Below are 23,328 nucleotides of genomic sequence, written 5' to 3' on the forward strand. Positions count from 1 at the left end.
GTCTGCCTGCTGGTGCTCATTCCGGAACTCCCACGGTGGCCCGGTCGAGTTGCGGCAGGCGGCCCCACTTGCCCGCGTGCCAGGGTTCCTGGTTGTCGCTGGGCCAGGCCCGGAACGGCCGGCCCAGCTCCTGGCAGAGGTACTGCGCGGCGTACCGGCCGCTGGTGGCGGCGCGGATCAGGCCGCCGAGGGCCGTCCACTGCCCGGCCATGGAGAAGCCGCGCAGGCCGGGCAGCCGCATCCGGTCCCGGTTGACCAGGCGGTTGGCGGCGTCCTCGGCCTCGGAGAAGGCCTGCCAGGCGAGGATGCTGCCGTAGGTGTTGCCGGTGAAGCGCTCGGTGGTCACCGGCGAGGCGACGTCGACCAGTTCGATCCGGCGGCCGAGCCCGGGGTACGTCCGCTCCAGGAACTCCCGGACGAACGCGGCGACGTCCTGCTTGCGGGCCCGGTAGGCGCGGCGGTCCGCGACCCGCAGGTCCTTCCAGGAGCGGTAGTCGCTGAAGTAGGTGCAGTGCAGCACCGACTTGCCGGGCGGCGCGAAGCCGTCCGCGTAGGCGGAGCGCAGCTGGACGACCAGGCTGTGCTGGAGCGAGCCCGGCAGCCGGGCCCCCTGTTCGGCCGACAGCAGGTAGGTGGTGCTGTGCGGTTCGCCCGCCGGCAGCGGGCCGTCGATGCCGACGAAGGCGGAGACCACGGCCGGGTAGAGGTTGCCGGGCTTGTCGAGCAGTTCGCCGTACAGCCGGTCGACGGTGGGGCTGGAGTACCGGCCCTCCAGCAGCCGGTCGATGACCGTCGGACCGTCGCAGGCGGCCACCACGTGGTCGGCGAAGTGCCGTGAGCCGTCCCGGAGTTCGACACCGATCGCACGGTCGCCCTCGACCAGGATCCGCTCGGCCCGGCAGCGGTAGCCGATCGTCCCGCCGAGCGAGGTGTAGCGCTCCTCCACCGAGCGGGCCAGACCGAGCGAACCGCCCTGCGGGAAGCCCGCGTTGCCGTTGTGCGCGGCGGCCAGGGTGTACAGGTAGGGCAGCAGCGGGAAGCCGGCCGGCTCCTGCAGGAACATGTTGGGCAGCGCCCGGCGCAGCAGCGGGTCCTGGAAGCGCTCGGCGAAGCCGCTCATCGGGGTCGTCGCGGTGCGCCAGAACAGCCGGAACGCGGGCAGTACGGTGCGCAGGGTGCGCAGCCGTTCGGCCGCGCTGCGCAGGGGTGGCGGGGTGAGGTCCCAGGGCAGGTCGATGGCGGCGAAGCGGCGCAGGTCCCGGCAGAAGGCGCGGATCGGCCTGGCGTCGCCGGGGGCGGTGGCCAGCAGGTGCCGTTCCAGCCGGTCCGGGTCCCCGAAGAAGGTGACGGCGCGGCCGTGTTCGTCGACGACGCGGTTGAACACGTCGAAGCGGGTGATGGACTTGCCGTCGAGGGCGCCGAGTTCGCGCCACACCTGGTGCGCGCCGGTGCCCTCGGCGGTGCCGATCAGCCAGTCGATGCAGTAGTCGAACAGGTAGCCGTGCCGGGACCACGCGGTGCAGCAGCCGCCGGGCAGCGAGTGCTTCTCGAAGATCCGGGTCTCCAGGCCGCTCATCTGCGCGTAGCAGCCGGTGGCCAGGCCGCCGATGCCGGCGCCGATGACGATGACCCGGGGCGGGCCGCCGGGGGCCCGCTCCCGTTCGGACCAGTCCGGTCCGCGGTCAGGCCCGGCCATCGGCGGTGCCTCCGGCCAGGATGGCGCCCGCGAGTTCGGCGTTGCGGGCGGCGAACTCGGCGTCCAGCATCTCGGCGTGGCTGCCGTGGCCGGCGTAGACGGCGGTGCCGGCGGTGGAGGCGCCGTGCCAGGAGCCGCGTTCGCCGCCCGCGTGCAGCGCCAGCCGGTCGGGTTCGCAGAGCACGTTGAGCGGGGCGTCGACGGCGCCCAGGTTGGGCGTGCGGCTGCAGAACTCCAGGTAGTCCCGGGCCTGTTCGAGGGTCTCCTGGGCGACGATCCGGGAGCCGGTGTGCCGGTGCAGGTGTTCGTGGAGTTCGCGTTCGAACACGGCCAGGTGCTCCGCGCCGAGGTCGAAGGGCTCGGGGATCCGGTAGGAGTCCACCACCAGGACGGAGGCGACCGTCCGGCCACGCCGTTCGAGCTCCTTGGCCACCTCGAAGGCGAGGTTCCCGCCGAGCGAGTAGCCGAGCAGGACGTACGGTCCCTCCTCGTGCAGTTCCTCGACCAGGTCGGCGTAGCGGGCGGTCTTGTCGTCGCCGGTGAGGTAGTTGAAGGCGGCGAGCCGGTGGTCGGGCAGGTGGGCGGCGAGCTGGCGGTAGACCAGGCCGTGGCCGCCGGCCGGCGGGAAGCAGAAGACCGTCCGCTCCTGCGGCGCGGCGGGATTGAACCAGAGGTACGGCTGTCCGCCGGCGACCTCGCCGGTGATGATCTGCTCCAGTGTGCGGGCCATGCCGTGCAGGGTGGTGACCTTGAAGAGCAGGCCGACCGGGATGCTGATGTTGAACTCGGTCTGCAGGTGGTGGATCAGCTCGATCAGCCGGATGGAGCTGCCGCCGAGTTCGAAGAAGTCGTGCTGGAGGCCGACCTCCTCCACGCCGAGCAGGTTCTGCCAGTGCTCGGCGGTGCGCTGCTCGTAGAGGGTGACGGGCGGTTCGTGCCGTGCGCCGCCGGTGTCGACCCGGGGTTCGGGCAGGGCGGCCACGTCGACCTTGCCGTTGGGGGTGAGCGGCAGGGCGGGGAGTTCGGTGAGGTGGGAGGGGATCATCACGGTGGGCAGGTGCTCGGCGAGGTGGCGACGCAGCTCCCGGCGGTCCAGTGCCGCCCCTTCGGCGGGTACCAGGTAGGCGGCCAGCACGCTCTCCCCGGTCGCGTCCTGGCGGACCGTCACGCAGACCTGGGCGAGTTCGGGGCGGGCGGCGAGGTGGGCCTCGATCTCGCCGATCTCGATCCGGTGGCCGCGCACCTTGACCTGGTTGTCGATCCGCCCGAGCAGGTGGGCGGTGCCGTGGGTGTCCCAGTGGCCGAGGTCGCCGGTGCGGTAGAGCCGCGCGGGCGGGCCGTCGAGCTCCAGGGCGGTGAAGCGCTGGGCGGTCTGCTCCGGGTCGTTGGGGTAGCCGGCCGCGACGCCCGCGCCGCCGATCCACAACTCGCCTGCCACGCCTGGCGGTACCGGTTCACCGTACGGGTCGAGGATGTACAGCGTGCTGTTGGGGAACGGCCGTCCGATCGGCACCATCCGGCCGGGTTCCAGCGCGTCCGCCGCGCCTTCGTAGTAGCTGGTGTCGATGGTGGCCTCGGTCAGGCCGTAGGAGTTGACCAGCCGGGTGTCCGGTCCGCACAGGGCGCGCAGCCGCTGGTGCTCGGCGGTCTTCCAGGAGTCCGAGCCGACGACCAGCAGCCGCAGGAAGTCCAGCCGCAGGCCCTCGCGTTCGCAGTGGGCCAGCAGGGCGCGGGCGACGGCGGGCACGAACTCGCCGCAGTCGACGGCCTCCTCGCGCATGGTGCGGTGGAGCCGGGCGGTGTCGAACAGCAGGTCGCGGTCGACCAGGACGAGGGTGCCGCCGGTGCTCAGCGCCCGGGCGAGGTCACCGGAGAACACGTCGAAGGCGGTCCCGGCCATCTGCAGGTGCACCCGGGCCTCGGTGTCGAGGCGGTACTCGGCGCGCCAGCCCGCGGTGACGGCGGCCAGGTTGCGGTGGTCGACCCGTACGGCCTTCGGGCGGCCGGTGGAGCCGGAGGTGTGGATGACGTAGGCGGGGCGGTCCGGGTCGGCGGCGGGCAGCGGGCCGGTCTCGACGGCGGGCTGGTCGAGGTCCTCCAGGGTGACCGGCCGGGCGGGCAGTTCGGCGCCGTGCGGGTTCCGCTCGTCGACGACGACCAGGGCGGCGCCGGCGTCGGCCACCTGGTAGGCGAGCCGGTCGGCCGGGTGGCCGGGGTCGAGCGGCAGGTAGGCGGCGCCGGCCCGCCAGATCGCCAGCAGGGTGACGATCAGCTCGGGCGACTTGCCCAGGCAGACCGCGACCACCGAGCCCTCCCCGACGCCGAGTTCGCGCAGCCGCAGGGCCGTCCGCTGGGCCCGCCGGTCGAGTTCGCCGTAGCTGAGGCGGCGCACGCCGGCCGGGCCGGGGGCGGTGACGGCGATGGCCTCGGGGTGTTCGGCGGCGGCCTTGGCGATCAGTTCGGGCACCGGGGTGTCGTGGTCCAGCCGCCGGTCGGCACCGCTGAACCCGGTGAGGATGCGGCGGCGCTCGGCCTCGTCGAGCATCCGCAGCCGGCCGACCGGGCGATCGGCGCCGGCCCGGGTCATCGTGTCCAGCAGATTGCGGTAGTGCGCGGCCAGCCGCTGCACGGTGGCGGACTCGAAGAGGTCGGAGTTGTACTTGAACACGCAGTGGAAGCGGCCGTCCGCGCGGTCCTCGTAGGCGGACAGTGTGAGGTCGAACTGTCCTTCCTCCTCCGGGAGTTCGATGTACTCCAGGCGGTATCCGAAGCGCTCCACGGCGACCTTGTGGGTGAGCAGGATGAACATCGCCTGGAACACCGCCGAGCGGCTGGGGTCGTGCTGCAGCCCCAGCTGCTCGACCAGCAGCGGGAACGGGTACTCCTGGTTGTCCAGGCCGCCGAGCACGCTCTCCCGCACCCGGCCCAGCAGGTCGGCCACGGTCGGCTCCCCGGCCAGGCTGACGTGCAGCGGCAACGGGTTGACGAAGTAGCCGTAGACGGAGGCGAACTCCTCCTGGGTGCGGCCGGTGACCGGGCTGCCGACCACGATGTCCTGCTGCCCCGACCAGCGGTGCAGCAGCAGGTAGTAGGCGCTGAGCAGCACCATGAACGGGGTGGCGTGGTGCGCGCGGGCCAGCTCGTGGACGCGGGCGGTCAGGTCGGCGTCGAGCTGGAAGAACTCGGAGGCGCCGTTGTGGGTCTGCACCGCCGGCCGGGGCCGGTCGGTGGGCAGCGCGAGGACGGGCATCTCCGACGGCAGGTGGCCGCGCCAGTAGTCGAGCATCCGCCGGGCGTCGGGGCCGGCCAGGAAGCGGTTCTGGTGGTTCAGGAAGTCGAGGTAGCGGGCGGCCACGGCGGGGAGTTCGGGGGTGGCGCCCTTGCGCAGCGCCTCGTAGACCTCGAACAGCTCCTCGATGAAGGTGAAGGTGGAGATCGCGTCCGAGACGATGTGGTGGACGGCCTTCATCAGCACCCAGCGGTCCGGTCCGCGCCGGAACAGCCGCAGCCTGACCAGCGGGTCGTTCGCGAGGTCGTACGGCCGGCGGTACTCGGCGACGATCAGCTCGTGGATCTCCTCCCACGAACGGCCCTCGACGTCGAACAGCCGGGTGTCGGCCACGACCTCCGCGCGGATCCGCTGGACCGGCCGGCCCTCCTCGGCGGTAAAGGCGGCCCGCAGCCCGGGGTGCCGGGCGACCAGCGTGCGGAAGGCGGCGAAGACCAGCTCCGGTTCGAGTTCGGCGCGCACCTCCACGGCGCCGCCGATGTTGTACGCGAAGCCGTCCGGGTGGAGCTGGCGCAGGAACCAGAGCGCCTGCTGGTTGTGGGTGAGCGGGTAGCGGGACTCGTCGGTGTACAGCTCGACCTCGGCCGACACCGGGCCGCCCTCGTCGGCGAGCCGCTCGGTCAGGCCCGCGCCGAGCAGGTCGACCAGGTCCCCGACGGTGCCGTTGCTGAGCAGCGCCACCACGGGCAGGGCGACGCCCAGTTCGCCGTGCACCCGGGCCCGCAGCTCCATCGCGAGCAGCGAGTCCAGGCCGTGCGCGCCGAGCCTGGTGTCCAGGTCGATCCGCTCGACGCCGATCCGCAGCACGGCCGCCGCGGCGGCGGTGAACCGCTCGGCCACCAGCTGCCGCCGGGCCTGCGGATCCGCCGTGCGGTAGGCGTCCAGGAAGCCGCCGGTCTCGGCGGGGGCCTGCTCGGCGGCAGCCGCGGCCAGCTCGGCGACCAGTGGCGGCGGCGCGGGGTACCAGGCGAGGAAGGTCGGCCAGTCGACCACGGTGGCGACCAGCAGCTGGGCGCGGTCCTGGCCGAGGACGCGCTCCAGCACGGCCGTTCCGGCATCCGGCGGGAGCGAGCTCATGCCGCGGGCGTCGCGGTAGTGGGCGACCAGGCCCAGTTCCTCGATCATGCCGGTGGCCCACGGGCCCCAGTCGAGGCTGAGCGCGGGCAGCCCGGCGGCCCGGCGGTGGTGGGCGAGGGCGTCCAGGAAGGCGTTGCCGGCCGCGTAGTTGGTCTGCCCGGCGGTGGTGAGCAGCGAGGCGACGGAGGCGAACAGCACGAAGTGGTCGAGCGGTTCGTCGCGCAGCAGCCGGTGCAGCAGGTGGCCGCCGACCACCTTGGGGGCGTACCCGGCGTCGAAGGCGGCCCGGTCCATCTGCGGGACCAGCACGTCCTTGACCTGCCCGGCGAGGTGGAACACGCCGCGGATGGGCGGGAGTTGGCGCTCACGGTAGTCGGCGAGCCACCCGGCGAGGGCCGCCTCGTCGGTGACGTCGACCGGGGCGAGCAGCGGCGAGGCGCCGAGTGCCTGCAGTTCGCGCAGGAAGGCGATCCGCCGGCCGGCGGCGCTGTCGGGGTCGGTGTGCGGCCACTGCGCGGGCTCGGGCAGCGTGGTGCGGCCGACCAGGATCAGCCGCCGGGCGCCGCGCCGCACCAGCGCGCGGCAGAGCAGCCGGCCGAGGGCGCCGAACGCGCCGGTGACCAGGTAGCTGCCGTCGGGGCGCAGGACCGGCGGCAGCGGGCGGGTGAGTCCCTCGGCCTGGCGGAGCCGGCTGGTGCGGCGCCGCCCGGCCCGCAGGGCGATCTCCTGCTCGTCGCGGGCGGCGAGTTCGCCGAGCAGTGCCTCGGCCTGGTCGAGGGGGTCGACGGCGGGGTCGAGGTCGATCAGGGTGCCGCGCTGGGCTACGAGTTCCTGCTGCCACAGCACGCGTCCGATGCCCCAGGCAGGTGCGCCGAGCGGTTCGACCCGGTCGCCGGGGGCGGCGGCCTGGGTGCCCCGGGTGACGATGTGCAGCCGGGCGTCCGGGCGGGCGGTGGGCAGGGTCTGGGCGAGGGCGATCAGCGCGTACGCGCCGAGGCCGGCGAGCTGGTCGAGCCGGTCGGCCGTGGTGGCGTCGAGAGCGGGCTGGTCGAGGTTCCAGAGGTGGACGACGGTGCGGTAGCCGGGGTCGAGGTCGGCGAGGAGCCGGGTGAGGTCCTCGGCGGAGTCGGGGCGGACGGTGCTGTGCCCGTCGCCCGGCTGGTAACCGGCGCCGGGCCGGACCAGGTGGCAGCGGGCGCCGCGCTCGGCCGCCAGCGCGGCGAGGCGTTCCGCGAGGCCGCCGGCGTCGGCGAACAGCAGCAGGTCGCCGGGGTCGTCGGCGGCGGGCGCCACCGGGGCGTCCACCCAGGCGAGTTCGGTGAGCCAGCCGTCGATGGTGGCGAGGCCGACCGAGGCCGGGGCCTGGGCGACGTCGGCGGCGCGGAAGCCGGTGATCCGGCCGAGCGGGGTGCCGTCCTCGGCGTAGAGGGCCAGGTCGCCGACGATCTCCTCGCCGCCGTCCCGGGTGACGGTGGCGTGCGCCCAGATCGGCCGGTCGCCGATCTCGTCGAGCCGGACCTCCTCGATGGACACCGGCAGCCGGACACCGCCACCCTCGGGCGCGAGCAGCCGGGTGGTGAGCAGGGTCTGGAAGCAGGCGTCGAGCAGCACCGGGTGCAGGTGGTGGTCGGCGGCGTCGGGGCCGAGCCGGCCGGTCGGGCTGATCCGGGCGAGCGCCTCGCCGGGGCCGACCCACACCTCCTGGATGGCCTGGAAGGCGGGCCCGTAGTCGTAGCCGCGGGCGGCGAGGCCCCGGTAGCAGTCCGGGCCGTCGAAGCGCCGCCCGTGCGAGCGGATCGCCTCGGCGTCCAGTGCCGGCCCGTGGGCGCGGCGCTGGCCGACCCGTACCCGGCCGCCGGCGTGCACCACCGGCTCGCCGCCGGCCGGGGTGGAGGCGATGGTGAAGCGGGCGTCCTCCGGGGCGTAGCCGAGCTGGACGGGAACGGGCTCGGTGTCGGAGAGGAACAGCGCCCGGTTCAGCTCGACCTCGGCGATCACCACATCGGTGCCGCCGGTGAGCGCGCGGACGGCCTGGGCGGCCATCTCCAGGTACCCGGCCGCCGGGAAGACGACCTGGCCCTCGATCCGGTGGTCGGCCAGGTAGGGCAGCCGCTCGGGGTCGAGCGCGGTGGTCCAGGCGGGCTGGGCGCTCGCGGTACGGCGGCCGAGTAGCGGGTGGTCGACCTCGCCGAGCCGGACCTGCCGGACGGCGGGCGGCTCGACCCAGTACCGGTCGCGCCGCCACGGGTAGCCGGGCAGCGGCACCGGCCGACCGCCCGGGTGCAGCGCGCTCCAGTCCACCTCGGCGCCCAGGGTGTGGAGTTCGGCCAGGCTGCGGGTGAAGCAGGCGGACTCGTCGGTGCGCCGGCGGATGGACGGCAGGGTGTGCGCGCCGTCGACGCACTCGCGGATCGCGTGGCCGAGCACCGGGTGCGGGCCGAGCTCCAGGAATAGGCCGTGCCCGTCCTCGGCCATCCGCTCGACGGCGGCCCGGAAGCGCACCGGGTTGCGGACGTTGCGCCACCAGTACTCGGCGTCGAGTTCGGGGCCGCGGGCGAGGCCCTCGCAGGCGGTGAGGTAGAGCGGCAGCCGGGCCTCGTTCGGCTTGAGCACGGCGAGCGCGGCGGTCAGTTCGTCCCGGATCGGGTCCATCCGCACGCTGTGGTAGGGGACTTCGACGTCCAGGAAGCGGGTGAACACCTCCTGCCCGCGCAGTTCCTCGGCGAGTTCCCGCAGCGCGTCGGTGTCGCCGGCCAGGGTCACGGTGGAGGGGCTGTTGGCGGCCGCCAGCGAGACCCGGGTGCGGTACGGGCGGATCCGCCGCTCCGCCTCCGCCTCCGGGAGGCCGACAGCGAGCATGGTCCCGGTGCCGGCCAGCCGCTGCTGCAGGCGGCTGCGGGCCAGCACCACCCGGACGGCGTCGGCCAGGTCGTACACCCCGGCCTCGTGGAAGGCGGCGACCTCGCCGGTGCTGTGCCCGACCACCGCGTCGGGGCGTAGGCCGTGGCTGCGCCAGAGTGCGGAGAGGCCCAGCTGGACGGCGAAGTTGGCGGGCTGGGCGAGCCAGGTCTCGGTCATCCGCGAGTCGGCCTCGTCGCGGTGCATCTCGTCGAGCAGCGACCAGCCGGCCTGCTCGCGGATCTCCCGGTCGCAGGCCTGGACGGCCGCCCGGTAGACCGGCTCGTTCTCGTACAGGCCCCGGCCCATGCCCCACCACTGCGGGCCCATGCCGGTGAACACCCAGGCGAGGCGCCGTTGTCCGCGCTCCCGGACGCGTCCCGGGATCACCCGGGGGTGCGCCTCGCCGCGCTCGTGGGCGGCCAGTGCCTCGTCCAGTTCCTCCTGCGTGGAGTAGACCACTGCGAGCCGCTCGGGCAGGTGCTGGCGGCGGTGGGCCAGGGTGTGGCCGAGGTCGGCGAGCGGCACCCCGGCGGCGAGCTCCTGCCGGACGCCGGCGGCGAGTTCGGGCAGCCCGGCGGCGTCCTTGGTGCTCAGCGGCAGCACCGTGCAGGCCGGCTGCGGAGCCGGGGCGGCGGGCGCGGGGCGCGGCGGCTCCTCCAGCAGGACGTGCGCGTTGGTGCCGCCGAAGCCGAAGGAGTTGACGCCGGCCCGGGCCGGCCCGTCGTGCTCGGGCCAGTCGACCGGGGTGGTCGGGATGTCGAAGGGCAGCGCGTCCAGGTCGATGCCGGGGTTGGGCCGCTCCAGGTTGAGGTGCGGCGGGATCCGCCGGTGCTCGAGGGCGAGGGCGGTCTTGATCAGCCCGGCGACGCCGGCCGCGGCCTCGGTGTGCCCGATGTTGGTCTTCACCGAGCCGACGTAGCAGCGGGCGCCGGGGCGGCGGCCGATGCCGAGCACCCGGCCGAGCGCGGCGGCCTCGATCGGGTCGCCGACGGGGGTGGAGGTGCCGTGCGCCTCGACGTACTGCAGGCTGCCGGGCAGCACCCCGGCCTCGGCACACACCCGTTCGATCAGGGTGACCTGGGCGTCCGCGCTGGGGACGGTGATGCCGTTGGTGCGCCCGTCCTGGTTGACGCCGCTGCCGAGGATGACGGCGTGCACCGGGTCGCCGTCGCGCAGCGCGTCCGACAGCCGCTTGAGGACGACCACACCGACGCCCTCGGCTCGGACGTAGCCGTCGGCGGAGGCGTCGAAGGCACGTGAGCGGCCGTCCGTGGAGAGGAAGCCGCCCTTGGTCTCGGCGATCGTGTACTGCGGCGCCATGTGCAGCAACGCGCCGCCGGCCAGCGCGAGTTCGGTCTCGCCGCGGAGCAGGCTCTGGCAGGCGAGGTGGACCGCGACCAGGGAGGAGCTGCAGGCGGTGTCGATCGACACGCTGGGGCCGCGGAAGTCGAAGCAGTGCGAGATCCGGTTGGACACCATCGTCATCATGGTGCCGGTGGCGGTGTGCGCGGCGAGCGTGCGGAAGTCGAGGTCGGCGAACTGCAGGATCTTGTAGTCGAGGGTGAAGGCCCCCATGTAGACGCCGACGTCGCGGCCGGCCAGTTCGCCGGGGCGCAGGCCGCCGTCCTCCAGGGCCTCCCAGCTGACCTCCAGGAGCTTGCGCTGCTGCGGGTCCATGTGCTCGGCCTCGCGCGGGCTGATGCCGAAGAAGTCCGGGTCGAAGGTGTCGAAGCCGTCGATGTAGCCGCCCCGGCCGCCGATCAGGCGCCCCGGTTTGGACCGGTCCTGGCTGCCGAGCGTACCGGTGTCGTAGCGGTCGGCGGGTGTCGCGGTGAGACAGTCCCGACCTTCGACGAGGTTGCGCCAGTAGGTCCGGTGGTCGTTGGCGTGTCCCGGCAGGCGGCAACCGATGCCGGTGATCGCGATCCGGTCACAGGGCGCGGCGAAGGGCGAGGTGGTCATGATCCAATCCGAGGGTGAGGGCGTGGCGGCGCGGACACGGGCGGAGGAGGCGGCCTCGCCGGCCGAGTCAGACGGACGGCTCGGTGGTCTTCATCCGGCGCCAGGGGTGCAGCAGGGTGGCGCCCAGCTCGCCGGTGGCCGGGAAGGCGGCCGGATCGGCGAGGCCGACGGCGGTGGGCACCCGGCCGGGGCGCCAGGTGAAGCTGCCGAACACGTGGTCCCACAGCGAGAGGTCGGAGGCGTAGTGCCCGGCCTCGGCGAGGTCGGTGCTGTGGTGCAGTCGGTGGAGCTCGGGGCCGGCCAGCAGGTGACCGAGCACTCCGAGGCGGACGTCGATGTTCGCGTGAACGAAATACCCCTGCGCAAGAATGAATATTCCGACCGCGAACACAGATTCCGCCGAGAATCCGATCAGCGCCAGCGAGAGTTGCACCACGGACTGCGCGACGAACACGTCCAGGAAATGGTTCACACCGTTGTTCGCCACATTCACCTTGTCCGGCACGTGGTGTACGCCGTGCAGACGCCAGAGCCAGCGGTTGTGGTGCGACCAGCGGTGGACGAGGTAGTCGCCGAGCGAGCCGACCAGCAGTGCGAGTGGGATCTCCACCGCGAACGGGAGTGCCGGACGGGCCGGCCCGAGCACCTCCACCAGCGCCGTCACCAGCCCCTGGGCGAGTGCGCCGCCGGCCATGCTCAGCACGAAATATGCGGTGTACCAGCCGAGTTCACGCCTGCTCGGATGCCAGTCGGTCCGGTACGGGATCACCCGTTCCAACACGGCCAGGTACCCGAGGATTCCGATCAGCACGAGCGGGGAGACCCGGTCGGGCTCCCAATGGAAGTGCAGCGTGGCGACGGCCGCGCACAGCACCCCTAGGAGCAGAAGCGGATGAGCGAGCCGGCGTGCAATGGCGGACAGCACACGCCCCCTTGGTTATTCGCGGGCTAACGACTGGAAACGTCAGAGACTCTAGCGGGACCCGTCAGCCGGTGCAGTCATTCGACGTGTTAACGCCATGAATGACCCGATCGGCGGAAGATCTGTGCACAAAGTTGACGTTTGACCGGAGTGAAGGGGGCGCGTTCGTCAGTATGCGCGAGAGAGACCGGCGCGCGGGCCGGTCAGATCGTGCGCCGAGCGCAGTTGCGCGCCCCCGTCCGTCCCGTCCGGTGGAACCCGCGCCCGCCCGGCACGCGAGGCCGCCGGTCAACTTTTCCGTCCGACCAGGCCGACCGGGTGACGGCGGCCCGGGTCGCACCCGGCCCGCGGACGGCGCGATCGCCGCCGACCGTCACGATCCGGCCAGCTCCGCCAGCCGCCGCGCCGTGTCCGGCCGATGCGCCGCGAGGCGGTCGCGCAGGCCGCGCAGCTCGTACCCGACCAGGGCCGGCAGGGCCTCGACCGGGGCGGTCTCCAGAGTGGGCCCGAGCAGTTCGACGGCCGTCCGGGGGTCGTGCGCGCAGGCGTGGCAGTCCGCCACCCGGACGGTGAACAGCAGTCGGCTGGCGGGCAGCTGCGCCGGGCCGAGCAGATCGAGCGCGGTCTCGGCGGCGGTCAACGCGCGCTGGGCCAGCCGGGGGTCGTCGACGACCGCGGCGAGGTCGCGCAGGGCGGCGGCCGCGCCGGACTCCACCCGCAGCCGCATCGAGGCGATGGAGAGCCAGGGCGCGTCGTCCTCGTCCCGGGCACCGATGTGGTCCAGGTGCAGCCGGGCACGGCCGAGGTGCCGGATGGTGGCCCGGACGTCGCCGGTGAGGGCGAGCGCGCGGGCCTGGCCGATCTGGCCCATCGCGCCGGACCAGTGCCGGCCGGGGGCGGCGCGGCCGATCTCCCGGGCGTAGCCGAAGGCTGCGGCCGGGTCGCCGTCCAGCCGGGCGAGGGTGCTCATGTCGCTGAGCGCGGCGACCTGGGTGGCCTGGTCCCCGGCCAGCTCGGCCCAGGCGAGCGCACGGTCGAAGCAGGCCATCGCGGTGGCGTTGCGGCCGTCCTGCATCCGCAGCGCGCCCGCGGCGTGGGCGTGTTCGGCGGCGAGGCGGGCGAGCGGGCGGCGCTGCTCGGCGGAGGCCGCGGCGAGCCGGGCGAGCACGGCCTGCAGGGTGCGTTCGACGGCGGCGGCCAGGCCCGGCAGTCCGCCGGTCTCGCCGGAGCGCAGGTGGGCGGCGAGCAGGCCGGTCAGGGCGTGTGCGGTGGCGGCGTCCAGGGGCGGCGCGGCGGCCGGGTCGGCGGCGCAGAACTCGGCGTGCAGGGCCGCGAGTTCGACCGGGTCGGGGACGTCACAGCCGTCGGCGCCGTGCAGCGGGCAGAGCAGGCCGTAGTCGGGCAGCCGCGGTGGCGGCTGGGCGGGGGCGGTCCACCGGACCGGGCCGCCGGGCCCGCTCGCGGCCGTGGGCAGCGGGGGCCGCAGCAGGCCCGGCGCGAAGGCCGCCAGAGAGGGCAGCTCGGCGGTCTCGGCACGCTGGCAGGCGGCGCGCAGGTCACCTCCCGCGCCGAGAAGTTCGTCGATCCGGTCGACGATCCGCGGGGTGACCCGGCGGGCGCCGTGCTCGATCTTGCTCACCGCGGTGTGGTCGTAGCCGATGCCGGCGCCGAGTTGGGCCTGGGTGAGGCCGGCCCGGCGCCGCCAGTGGCGCAGCCGGGCGCCGAAGTCCCGCCAGGCGTCCGGGTCCTGGGCGGGCGGCGGGGAAGGCCGGGAGGGAGGTGCGGACGCCCGCGCCGCGGCCACGCGGTTCCGGTGCACGGCTGCCTCCTCCGGTTGGACCCCCGGGCCTGTCGCGGACCTCCCGACGATGAGGACGGTACTCGATGGCACCCGGTCCGTACATGACGTGGTCTCAACCACTTGGAGGAAAGCCCAGCTTGACGGAATTTGCCAACCCTATGCATCGCTCGCACCAGCCATTGACCAGAGCATGACGCCATGTGAGGGTTCCGGCACCCGAGCGCGGACGGCCCGCACGGCCGTCCCCCCAGACACGGCCCTGCGGTGCGCCACCAGCCATGCCGTCTGCGGTCGAGGACCCCCACATGCGAGGAGCCTCGATGCAACGCAGAGTTTCCACAGGACGGTTGCTGACCACGGCGACCACCCTGACCGTGCTGGCCGGCATGATCGCCGCCACCGCGGGGCCGGCCACCGCCGCGCCCACCCCCTCCCCCGCACCACCGAGCGCGCTGAGCGCCGCGGTCAACGCCGCCGACGCCGCCGCGGCGGCCGGTGTGGACGCCTCGCCAAGGGCCCCGGCGAGACCTACGAGCGCCGGGCCGTCACCCCCTGGATCGGCGGCCTGTACTCCGTCGCGTACGAGCGCAGCTACCGCGGCCTGCCGGTGGTCGGCGGCGACGCGGTGGTGCTCGCCGACGGCCAGGGCAAGGTCCGCGGCCTCCAGTCGGCGGCCTCCGGCCCGGTCGGCGGCTCGACGACCCCACAGGTCAGCGCGGCGAAGGCGGAGAAGACCGCCCGGACCAAGCTCGCCGGTGTGGACAAGGTCGAGTCCCCCCGGCTGGTCGTCCGGGTCAAGGACGGCTCCGGCGGCCGGCTCGCCTGGGAGACCGTGCTGACCGGCCGCAGCGAGAGCGCCCCGAGCCGGCTGCACGTCTTCGTGGACGCCGCGACCGGCGAGGTCATCGACTCCTACGACGACGTCCGCGCGGGCACCGTCAACAGCAAGTGGAACGGCCCGGCGCCGGTCACCATCAGCACCAGCGGCTCGGGCGGCTCGTACTCGCTGCGCGACCCGAACCGGCCCGGCCTCACCTGCTCCGACTACGGCACCGGCCAGGTCTTCACCAAGTCCAGCGACTCCTGGGGCACCGGCAACCCGTCCAGCAAGGAGACCGGCTGCGGCGACGCCATGTGGGCGGCCCAGAAGGAATGGGACATGCTCCGCGACTGGCTGGGTCGCAACGGGCACGACGGCAACGGCGGCAGCTGGCCGGTCAAGGTCGGCCTGAACGACGTCAACGCCTACTGGGACGGCAGCTCCATATCGATCGGCCACAGCCAGGCCGGCGAGTGGATCGCCGCGATGGACGTCGTCGGGCACGAGTTCGGCCACGGCATCGACCAGTACACCCCGGGCGGCGCCAACAACGAGTCCGGCCTGGGCGAGTCCACCGGCGACATCATGGGCGCGCTCACCGAGTCGTACGCCAACGAGCCCGCGCCGTACGACTCTCCGGACTACACCGTCGGCGAGATGATCAACCTGGTCGGCAGCGGTCCGATCCGGAACATGTACAACCCGTCGCTGGTGAGCAACAACCCCAACTGCTACTCCTCCTCCATCCCCAACACCGAGGAGCACGCGGCCGCCGGCCCGCTGAACCACTGGTTCTACCTGCTCGCCGAGGGCTCCACCCCGGGCGGCGGCAAGCCCACCAGCCCGACCTGCAACAACTCCTCGGTCACCGGCATCGGCATCAAGGACGCCGGCCGGGTCTTCTACGGCGGCATGCTGCTCAAGACCAGCGGCATGACGTACAAGCGCTACCGCACCGCGACCCTGACCGCGGCGAAGAACCTGGACCCGTCCTGCACCTACTTCAACCGGGCCAAGGCCGCCTGGGACGCGATCAGCGTGCCCGCGCAGAGCGGTGACCCGACCTGCACGCCGTCCGGCAACAACGACTTCTCGCTCGCGCTCGGCCCGGCCTCCGGCTCGGTCCAGCCCGGCGCCTCGACCACGGCGACGGTCAGCACCGCCGTCACCTCGGGCACCGCGCAGACCGTCAACCTGACCGCCTCCGGCGCCCCGGCCGGGGTCACCGCGACGCTCAACCCCTCGTCGGTGCAGACCGGTTCGTCCGCCACGCTGACGCTCTCGGCGTCCTCCTCGGCGGCCGCCGGCACCTACGCGATCACCGTCACCGGCACCGCCGGCGCGGCCACCCACACCACCCAGTACACCCTGACCGTCGGCGGCGGCGGCAACCCCGGCGGGCCCGCGCCCGACATCGACGTCGCCAAGGTCCAGGCCCACCTGGCCCAGCTGAACACCATCGCCAACCAGAGCGGCGGCAACCGCCGGGCCGGCAGCGCCGGGCACAGCCAGTCCGTGGCGTACATCAAGGGCAAGCTGCAGGCGGCCGGCTACACCGTGACCGAGCAGACCTGCACCTCCTGCACCTACCAGTCCAACAACCTGATCGCCGACTGGCCCGGCGGCCCGGCGGACCAGGTCACCATGTTCGGCGCCCACCTGGACAGCGTCTCGGCCGGCCCCGGCATCAACGACAACGGCTCCGGCTCGGCCACCCTGCTGGAGAACGCCCTCGTCCTCGCCCAGCAGAACCGCACCCTGACCCGGCACGTCCGGTTCGCCTGGTGGACCGGTGAGGAGCAGGGCCTGCAGGGCTCACAGTCCTACGTCGGCCAGCTGAGCTCCGCCCAGCGCTCCGCGATCAAGTCCTACTACATAGCACGCTTTCGGCGGTTCGTCCCAGCTCAGGGACTTGATCGACCATCCGGGGTCAGCAAAACGTCAGCAAGACGCCCGGGGAGCGAGATCGATCATGGCAACCACCAGCCTCATCCGCGGCATGGGTTCCTTCTTCAAGGAGTGCGAGCACCCCGAGTCCCGGTGGCCCCGGTGCCCGCACGAGTACAAGATCCGGTACCGCAACGCGGCCGGGAGGCAGACGGAGGAGTCCGGGTTCACCGCCCAGGACAAGGCTAAGGCCCGTCTGGCCGAGGTCTACCAGGCCCGGAAGAACGCCCCGCAGAGCCAGCGCAAGGCGGAGCGGATCCAGAAGTACAGCCCGATGCAGTTCGGGGACTACGTCAAGGAGTGGCAGGCCGGCCAGCGCCACCTCGGCCCGGCCTCGCTGAAGCACCTCGAATCACTGCTGGAGCACCATCTCCACCCCGCGTTCCGCAGCCGCCGGATGGGCACGTTCGACCACAAGGTCGTCGAGGCCTTCATCCAGACCATGGAACGCAACGGCGTTGGCCTGGCCGCCCAGGCCAACGCCTACGACAAGCTCAAGTCGATCCTCCTCGACGCCCACCGCCTCGGCCTCTACGACGAAAGCCCTCTCGACGGCGTCAAGCCGCCCCAGTACGACCCCAACCGCGCCGTCGTCCCCTCCCCCACCCAGGTGCAGGAGATACGCACCGCCGGCGACGACGCCTTCCTCGTCGTCTCCGACCTCATGAGTGGTTCCGGCCTACGCAATGGCGAGGCGCTCGCCGTCAACATCAACAACATCGTCGCCGACGACGTCTACCGCGTCACGGAGCAGGTCAACATGACCACCAAGGACTACGCGCCGCTCAAACACCGAAAGGAGGGTGACTACCGCGACGTCCCGCTGCCCTCCCGCACCAGGCTCAGCATCGAGTGGTACGCCGACAAGTACGGAACCGTCGACGGCTACCTCCTCCGCCATCCCCGGGACCTCGGCAAGCCCTACCCGTACCACCTCCTGCAGAACCAGTGGCAGCGCGTCGTCAAACAGTCCGACGACGTCGACATCCCCGAAGGCATGGTGCTCTACGGCCTCCGCCACTTCTTCGCCTCGAACTGCCTCAGCCACAACATCCCCATCACCGACGTCGCCGAGTGGATGGGCCACAAGAGCATCGACATCACGTTCAAGATCTACCGACACCTCATGCCAGGCTCCATCGCCCACGCCGCCCAGATCCTCGGCCTCGACCTGGCCGCCTGAACACGGGGAGGCCCCGTCCCTCAGGACAGGGCCTCCCCGTATTCCGCGGGCAACAGGCTCAGATGCCGGACACCTGCTGCTGCTTCGCCCACGCCTGAACCTCGGACACCTTGAACTGAAGCTTCGAATTCCTCCCGCGCCCGAACCGGTACGGAACAAGGCCCGCACGCGTCACCTCGCGATACACCCACGGAACGGACATGTTCAAATACTCCGCCGTCTCCTTGACGGTCATGAACTGCTGAGCCACAGGGCTCTCCTCTGCGATAGCCGAGCACAGCGCCCAAGTTCTCAGCCAACGCCAGTTTGGCCGCACCGAGAGCCTGTGCTACGGCAATCACAGTCCAGCGGCGATACCCAGGCGCAACGCAACCAACGTGGCAGAACGACCAGAAGGACCGCACTCGCGAACCCAACAATGCCTACGGAAACGCTGGCTGAGACGACACAGGTAGAACGCCAACCCTCTTGACCCCCAGCGGTCGAAAGGGCGTCCGACTGGTGCTCGTCAGTCCGAATCCCGCAGTTCATGGCCTACCTCGTCCGCGACGCATGACGCCTAATGACACCTCATGACGCCCAGTCCGTGAGAGGCGCGTGAGAGGTGACGACCGACCAACGCCTGGAGAGTGACTTGCCTCACAGCTCCATTGTAGGGCTCACTCCGTGTCTCAGGCTGTGTCTTCGCCGTGCCAAAGCTTTGCGGCGCCGACTCGCGTCCGAGCATTTCCGCCCGGTCGCGGAAGGCAAGAAGGCGACACTGTTATGAAATTCGGTGGCAGCGGTACGGCGTCCATCCCGCAGCCGAGCTAATCACGGTATTCGTGAACCTACCTATCTCTATTACTTTCGCCGCTCGCCGGTGAGGGATCTATCGACGTCGGTTTGAGGCCGTGGTTGAGATCTGCCGTGCCCTGTGGCTGGTGGGGCCGTTGGAATCGTCTGCGCCCACCGAAAAGCCCAGGCCGGGACCAGCCCCGTCCTGGGCTTCGGTGTCTTCGGTGTGCTGCTGTCAGTGGCGGGTAGTCATCGAGATCCGAGCGAGGACGGCGGTCGCCTGCGCCGGGGTGGCGCGGAGCCAGACGGCCAGGTGCTCTCGGACGGCCTCGGCGACGCAGGCGCGGACGGGCCCGTTGCCCAGTCGGTCGCGGGTGGCCCCCTCGAACTCGGGGCGATCGAGCTTCACCGACACGACCGCCGTCAGGCCCGCGCCGAGCTGGGCGGGGGTGAAGTCGGGGTCGGACAGGGTGAGCAGCTGTTGCTCGCGGGCGTAGGCGTTGACCGCGGCCGCCAGGCCGTCGCGGAAGCCGAGCTCGTGCGTGCCGCCGCCGGTGGTCGGCCGGCTGTTGGCGTAGCTTGCGACCCGTTCCTCGCGGGAGTCGCACCAACGGAAAGCCACCTCGATGGTTCCCTCCATGTCGGTGTACTCGCGCTCAAGGCCGATCACGTCCGGGTGGAGGGGGGCGCTCTGCTCCGCGATGTGGTCCCTCGGTCCGCCGGGGAAGCGGAAGCGGACGGCCCGGGGCGCCGCGGGGTCGCGGTCATCGGTCAGGGTGATGTCCAAGTCCCGGTTCAGGATGGCCAGTTCCCTGAAGCGCTCGGCCAGCGCGTCGAACGAGAACTCCAGTGTCTCGAAGATCTCAACATCGGGCCGGAAGGTGATCGCGGTCCCGCTGCCGTCGGCCGGTCCAGTGCGGGTGGGCGTCGCGACAGCTACGCCTCGCTCGTACTCCAGCACCCAGCGGGCGCCGTCGCGCCGTACCTCGGCCGTCAGGCGGCCCGACAGTGCGTTGACGACGGCCAGTCCCACGCCGAAGTGGCCGCCGAACAGCGAGTGCCGGTTGGCCGGCTGTGCCCCGCAGCAGAGCACGGCCAACCGGGTCTCCAGCGCAGGGCCTTCGCTGTGGCCGGCGTGCTCGACCGGGAGGCCCATGCCGTCGTCGGCGACGCGGATGCCACCGTCGGCGGTGAGGGTGATCTCGACACGGCTGGCGGTGCCGCCGAGGATCTCGTCCAGCGCCCGCTCGGTGACCTCGAACACCAGGTGATGAAGGCCGCGTTCACCGACCGATCCGATGTACATCCCGGGCCGCTTGCGAACGGCCTCCAGGCCCTCCAGAACCACGATCGTGCTGGCGTCGTACGCCGTGGATTCCTCGCTCATGATGCCCCTCCGAGGGTGTGCGACAGAGCTCCCCAGCCTAGGGGATTTCCGAGAAAACACCAGGTCATAGCCGGTTTGACGGGGTCGCGGACGGGCTTCTGAGGGCCAATAGGGAGCGCCCTGCCGGGAGGGGTGCGCACTGCCGCCGCAGTCCCGCCGCGGCCCTCTGAGGGCTGTCTGCGCCACTGTTTCGGGCGGCTGCGGCGCCACGAGTTTCAAGAATTTTCACGTCAGCCCGGTGCGGTGGTGGATGACGCGTGAACCGTCCGGCTCCGCGGCCATTTGGGCCCGCGGAGCCGGACGGTTTGACTGATGAGTGGGCCGTTTCAGCTGTTCGGCTTCCTGACGCCGGGCGTGGAGGAACGACGTTTTCGCGTGCGATTGCGTATGCGACCTCGAGTGGTGTCGGGCGCGTGTTGCGAGTCGATCAGCCGAGCTCCCAGAGTGTCAGCTGCCCTTGGTCGTCGACGGTGGTCCAGGTGCCGTCGCCGCGCAGCCGGGGCTCGGCGGCAAGACGGCCTCGGATCGCTCCGCTGGAGAGGTCGACGACGTACGGGATGGTCCACTCGTCGTCCTCGGTCTCACCAGCGACGGTGACCACCGCAGTGGAGGCATCGAGGTAACCACCGCTCCACGCGATGTGGGGCTCTTCGCCCTCGTCGTCATCGGTGTTCCCGTCCTCGCCGGGTCCTGCGGGGGTGAGGAAGCGGTCGACGGCGAAACGGCACAGCTCGGTTCCGTCCGGGAAGGCGTGAAAGACGGCGTCTTCCTCTCCGTGTCCGACGGTCATGAACTCCCGGCCGTCGGGGGAGACATCGATCAGGCAGCGGTCGTCCCACGGGTAGGCGCGGACGCTGATCGCATCCCCGTCCAGACGGCCATGGAAGAGGAAGACGCCGTCCTGGCCCTCGCCGACGTCCAGGAGCATGTGGATGCCGTCGGGGTGGGCCACCTGGTGGGCGCCCTGGCCGACCGTGGGCAGGGCGTGCTCGGCGAGCATCCGTCCGTCGGCGGCGGCGACGACCAGCCAGCGGTCCCCGCCGTCTCCCCGACCCAGCATGGCGTCGGGTCGAAAGATCCACACGTGCGCGCCGTCGCGTGAGAAGGCGCAGTTTGCGAGCCCGATCGAGGAGTGGGCCGGCTGCGTGAAGGGGATCCGCCAGCGCACCGTGCCGTCGGCGTCCACGCACAGGGCCTCGTGCTGGGTGGCAACGACGACGCATCCGGAGTCGGGTGCAAGAGCAGCGCCATAGGCGTCACGTGGCCGATCTCCCAGCCGGAACGCCACACGGGGCGCGACGGGCTCGTCAGTGGCAGCCGAGAAGTCCACCGCGAACAGCGTCCCTTCCGCCGCCCACGACACTGGGCTGTGTTTGGCCGTTACCGCCGAGCCTGCGAGTGGGGACGGTTCCGTTTCCCGTGTCAGCGGCTTGGTCGTGGCGATCGGTCGAACGGGCAGCAGCGTCATGGGGATGCAATGTATCGGGGTGCCCCGACAGCACCGGCCGGACCCGGAAGGAATCCGGGTGCGCAGCGGTAGGGTACGCCGGCAGCGTGCAGCCACCCGGGCGAAGCCGAGGCAGTGGTCGCCGTGGAGGTGCGTCACCGCGATCCGGCTTGTCCCGGTGGCGCTGACCCCGGCGTGCAGCATCTGCCGCTGTCATGACGGGACGCCGAGACGGTGTCAGCGGCCTGTCGTACAGTCGCCACCTGTGACAACGACCTTGATGACGTACGCGGGAACCACGGAGCCCGACGCGCCGACCACCCGCACCGGCGGCGTGCCGCTGGCCCCGGCCGGGACTACCTGGCCGCAGTGCGCCACCTGCGACGGACCGATGGGGGACGTCCTCGGCCAACTCGGCGGGCAGCCCGCCTGGCTGCAGAACGACGAGACCCCTGCCTGCCCGACCTGCGCGCGGCAAATGAGGCTCGTCGTCCAACTCGAGGAAGGACGGGACCACGCCACAGCGATGAACTTCGGCGGTCGCGGCGAGGCCTACGCCTTCGCGTGCGAGCCCTGCGCACAAGCCGTGTTCCTGTGGCAGTGCTGACCGCGGCAAGCGCCCGCCCCCACCCGGAGGGCCAAACCGCGCTGAAACAGCTCCGCGTGCAGCTCGGGGAACCCCCGTGCTGGGGCTGGGCCAGGCCCGCGATCTGGGAGGCCAGCGAGCGGTACCTCGGCTTCCGGCTGCCGGCCGACTTCAAGGCGTTCCTCGACCTGTACGGCCCCGGCTCGGTGGACGGCTATCTGACGATCGACCGGCCGATGGACACCACGCCGGCCGAGCTGGCTGCTGGGGACCCCCACCTGAGCGTCCGACCTGGTACGGCGAGATCGCCGACGGCTGCTGGGAGGTGGACGAGTCCGACGCCCGATCAGGCATTCTACTGCTATGGGGAAGCGACGAGCACGGCAGCCGGTACTTCTTCCGCACCGTCGAGGACGATCCCACCGAGTGGCGGATCATCATCAGCAGCGACGAGGGCGAGTGGTTCGAGACCGCCGGGACGTTCACCGAGTTCCTGGTGCGCTGCTTCCACCGGATCGACCGCCCCGACTTCATCGACCCCAGCTGGCCTCGGCCGGGTGCACGCTACGAAGTCCGCGTGTGAGCCCGCGCTCAACGGCCTGGCCGGGCCGCTGCGGCGTCTCGACGAACTACCCGAGCAGCGCTATGCGGGCCAGGACGAGGGCGACCAGCCGGGTCTCACCATGGCCCGTGGCGCCTACGCCATCGATCCCGAACCCTTCGGTGCCCCGTACGTCGGCCCAAGCGCCCCCGCCCCCGACGCACCTGCGAACATCCGCGTCCCCGGCGGCCCTCGCGACGCGTTCGTACTCCACCCCGAAGACACCACCGGCCTGCTCCCCCACCCCAACCCACGCCGCCCCGTCGGCTGCTGCGGACCGGACGGCATGAACGGCAGCAACCGCATCTGCTCATGCGACGCGGAGGTCGCCACGCTGGCCGCCGACTGCTGGACCTACCAGGAGCTTCGACTCGACCCCGAGCGCGTCCGAACCGAGCCGTAAACCGATCCCCGCGCCATCATGCGTGTGCGTCACGCACCTGACAAAGGCCCGGCGCTGTCATCCGCTCCGGCGCCTCAGTTGACCGGTGATTGTCGGGTCCGTGATCTCGGTGGTCTCGGCCAAGTTGAGAGCCTCGCTCAGGACGATCGCGAGAGTGCGGTCACCTTCGAATGGGGCGGGGCGTCCACGTCACGCAGGAGCGCCGCCACGCGTAGCGGCAGGGTACGCAGCGACGGTTCGCTCTCTTCGCGCAGGGCCAGCAGCAGCCACTCAGAAGGGTACGGGCCGTCCCACGTTGATTTCGGCCCCCTGCCCTCTCCGCGTCGCTCTCGAGGCTTGCGCCGATCGCGGTCCCCTCGTCGATGAAGCCACCTGCCCCGTCCCACTGGAGACCGACTTCGTCGTGGCGTCCCGCCCCTTCGTCCGACCATGCGCGGATCGCAAAGGCGCGGAAGGCACGGGCCGGCCCGCAGTTGGCGACGCGTGGCTCGAAGGGAGCCCCGGGTGCGGCAGGGCCGCCTGCTACCGT

The 23,328-nt window shown here is 72.1% G+C and carries 11 protein-coding genes and 2 pseudogenes; 5 read left to right on the plus strand and 8 right to left on the minus strand.

The genetic code is table 11. The annotated features are described in order from the left end of the window. Positions 1 to 16: 16 nt before the first annotated feature. The 4 genes from P3T27_RS34310 to P3T27_RS34325 all read right to left on the minus strand — a co-directional run bounded on the left by P3T27_RS34310 (position 17) and on the right by P3T27_RS34325 (position 13,666). Complete coding sequence (locus P3T27_RS34310; protein WP_280685196.1) at positions 17 to 1,696, minus strand: NAD(P)/FAD-dependent oxidoreductase; 1,680 nt, start codon at positions 1,694 to 1,696, stop codon at positions 17 to 19. Then, positions 1,683 to 10,925, minus strand: a complete 9,243-nt coding sequence (locus P3T27_RS34315) for a non-ribosomal peptide synthetase/type I polyketide synthase (protein WP_280685197.1) — start codon at positions 10,923 to 10,925, stop codon at positions 1,683 to 1,685. Before P3T27_RS34315 ends, P3T27_RS34310 begins: the two co-directional genes overlap by 14 nt. A gap of 67 nt (positions 10,926 to 10,992) precedes the next feature. Beyond that, positions 10,993 to 11,811, minus strand: coding sequence for a sterol desaturase family protein (locus P3T27_RS34320; RefSeq protein WP_280685235.1), 819 nt, complete (start codon positions 11,809 to 11,811; stop codon positions 10,993 to 10,995). A gap of 409 nt (positions 11,812 to 12,220) precedes the next feature. Then, positions 12,221 to 13,666, minus strand: a complete 1,446-nt coding sequence (locus P3T27_RS34325; RefSeq protein ID WP_280685198.1) for a helix-turn-helix transcriptional regulator — start codon at positions 13,664 to 13,666, stop codon at positions 12,221 to 12,223. Between the two features lie 332 nt (positions 13,667 to 13,998). Here P3T27_RS34325 and P3T27_RS34330 point away from each other — a divergent pair. Both P3T27_RS34330 and P3T27_RS34335 read left to right on the plus strand, forming a co-directional pair. Further along, a pseudogene (locus tag P3T27_RS34330) lies at positions 13,999 to 16,343 on the plus strand (M28 family peptidase); the annotation flags it as partial. A 97-nt stretch (positions 16,344 to 16,440) separates the two neighbouring features. Continuing rightward, a complete protein-coding gene (locus tag P3T27_RS34335; protein WP_280685199.1) occupies positions 16,441 to 17,598 on the plus strand; it encodes a tyrosine-type recombinase/integrase in 1,158 nt (385 codons plus the stop codon). A gap of 58 nt (positions 17,599 to 17,656) precedes the next feature. Here the strand turns inward: P3T27_RS34335 and P3T27_RS34340 are convergent, their stop codons facing one another. From P3T27_RS34340 to P3T27_RS34355, 4 genes and pseudogenes are all read right to left on the minus strand, one after another. After that, the gene (locus P3T27_RS34340; RefSeq protein WP_280685200.1) at positions 17,657 to 17,848 is read right to left on the minus strand and encodes a helix-turn-helix domain-containing protein; all 192 of its coding nucleotides are present in this window, start codon (positions 17,846 to 17,848) and stop codon (positions 17,657 to 17,659) included. 762 nt (positions 17,849 to 18,610) lie between these two features. Beyond that, on the minus strand, positions 18,611 to 19,762 hold the full coding sequence (locus tag P3T27_RS34345; RefSeq protein WP_280685201.1) for an ATP-binding protein: 1,152 nt from the start codon (positions 19,760 to 19,762) through the stop codon (positions 18,611 to 18,613). 427 nt (positions 19,763 to 20,189) lie between these two features. Continuing rightward, positions 20,190 to 21,230, minus strand: a complete 1,041-nt coding sequence (locus tag P3T27_RS34350; RefSeq protein ID WP_280685202.1) for a hypothetical protein — start codon at positions 21,228 to 21,230, stop codon at positions 20,190 to 20,192. A 93-nt stretch (positions 21,231 to 21,323) separates the two neighbouring features. Beyond that, positions 21,324 to 21,422, minus strand: a pseudogene (locus P3T27_RS34355) (ribonuclease Z); the annotation flags it as partial. 52 nt (positions 21,423 to 21,474) lie between these two features. Between P3T27_RS34355 and P3T27_RS34360 the strand changes: the two are divergent. The 3 genes from P3T27_RS34360 (at position 21,475) to P3T27_RS34370 (ending at position 22,799) form a co-directional block, all read left to right on the plus strand. Continuing rightward, positions 21,475 to 21,816 carry a hypothetical protein gene (locus P3T27_RS34360; RefSeq protein ID WP_280685203.1) on the plus strand — a complete coding sequence of 114 codons (342 nt, stop codon included), beginning with the start codon at positions 21,475 to 21,477 and terminating at the stop codon, positions 21,814 to 21,816. 304 nt (positions 21,817 to 22,120) lie between these two features. Continuing rightward, positions 22,121 to 22,378: a hypothetical protein gene (locus P3T27_RS34365; RefSeq protein ID WP_280685205.1), complete on the plus strand. Its 258-nt coding sequence runs from the start codon at positions 22,121 to 22,123 to the stop codon at positions 22,376 to 22,378. Continuing rightward, the gene (locus P3T27_RS34370; protein WP_280685206.1) at positions 22,353 to 22,799 is read left to right on the plus strand and encodes a hypothetical protein; all 447 of its coding nucleotides are present in this window, start codon (positions 22,353 to 22,355) and stop codon (positions 22,797 to 22,799) included. The genes P3T27_RS34365 and P3T27_RS34370 overlap by 26 nt, the downstream gene beginning before the upstream one ends. Positions 22,800 to 23,328: the final 529 nt, after the last annotated feature.

This window comes from Kitasatospora sp. MAA19, from assembly GCF_029894125.1.
Lineage (GTDB): Bacteria > Actinomycetota > Actinomycetes > Streptomycetales > Streptomycetaceae > Kitasatospora.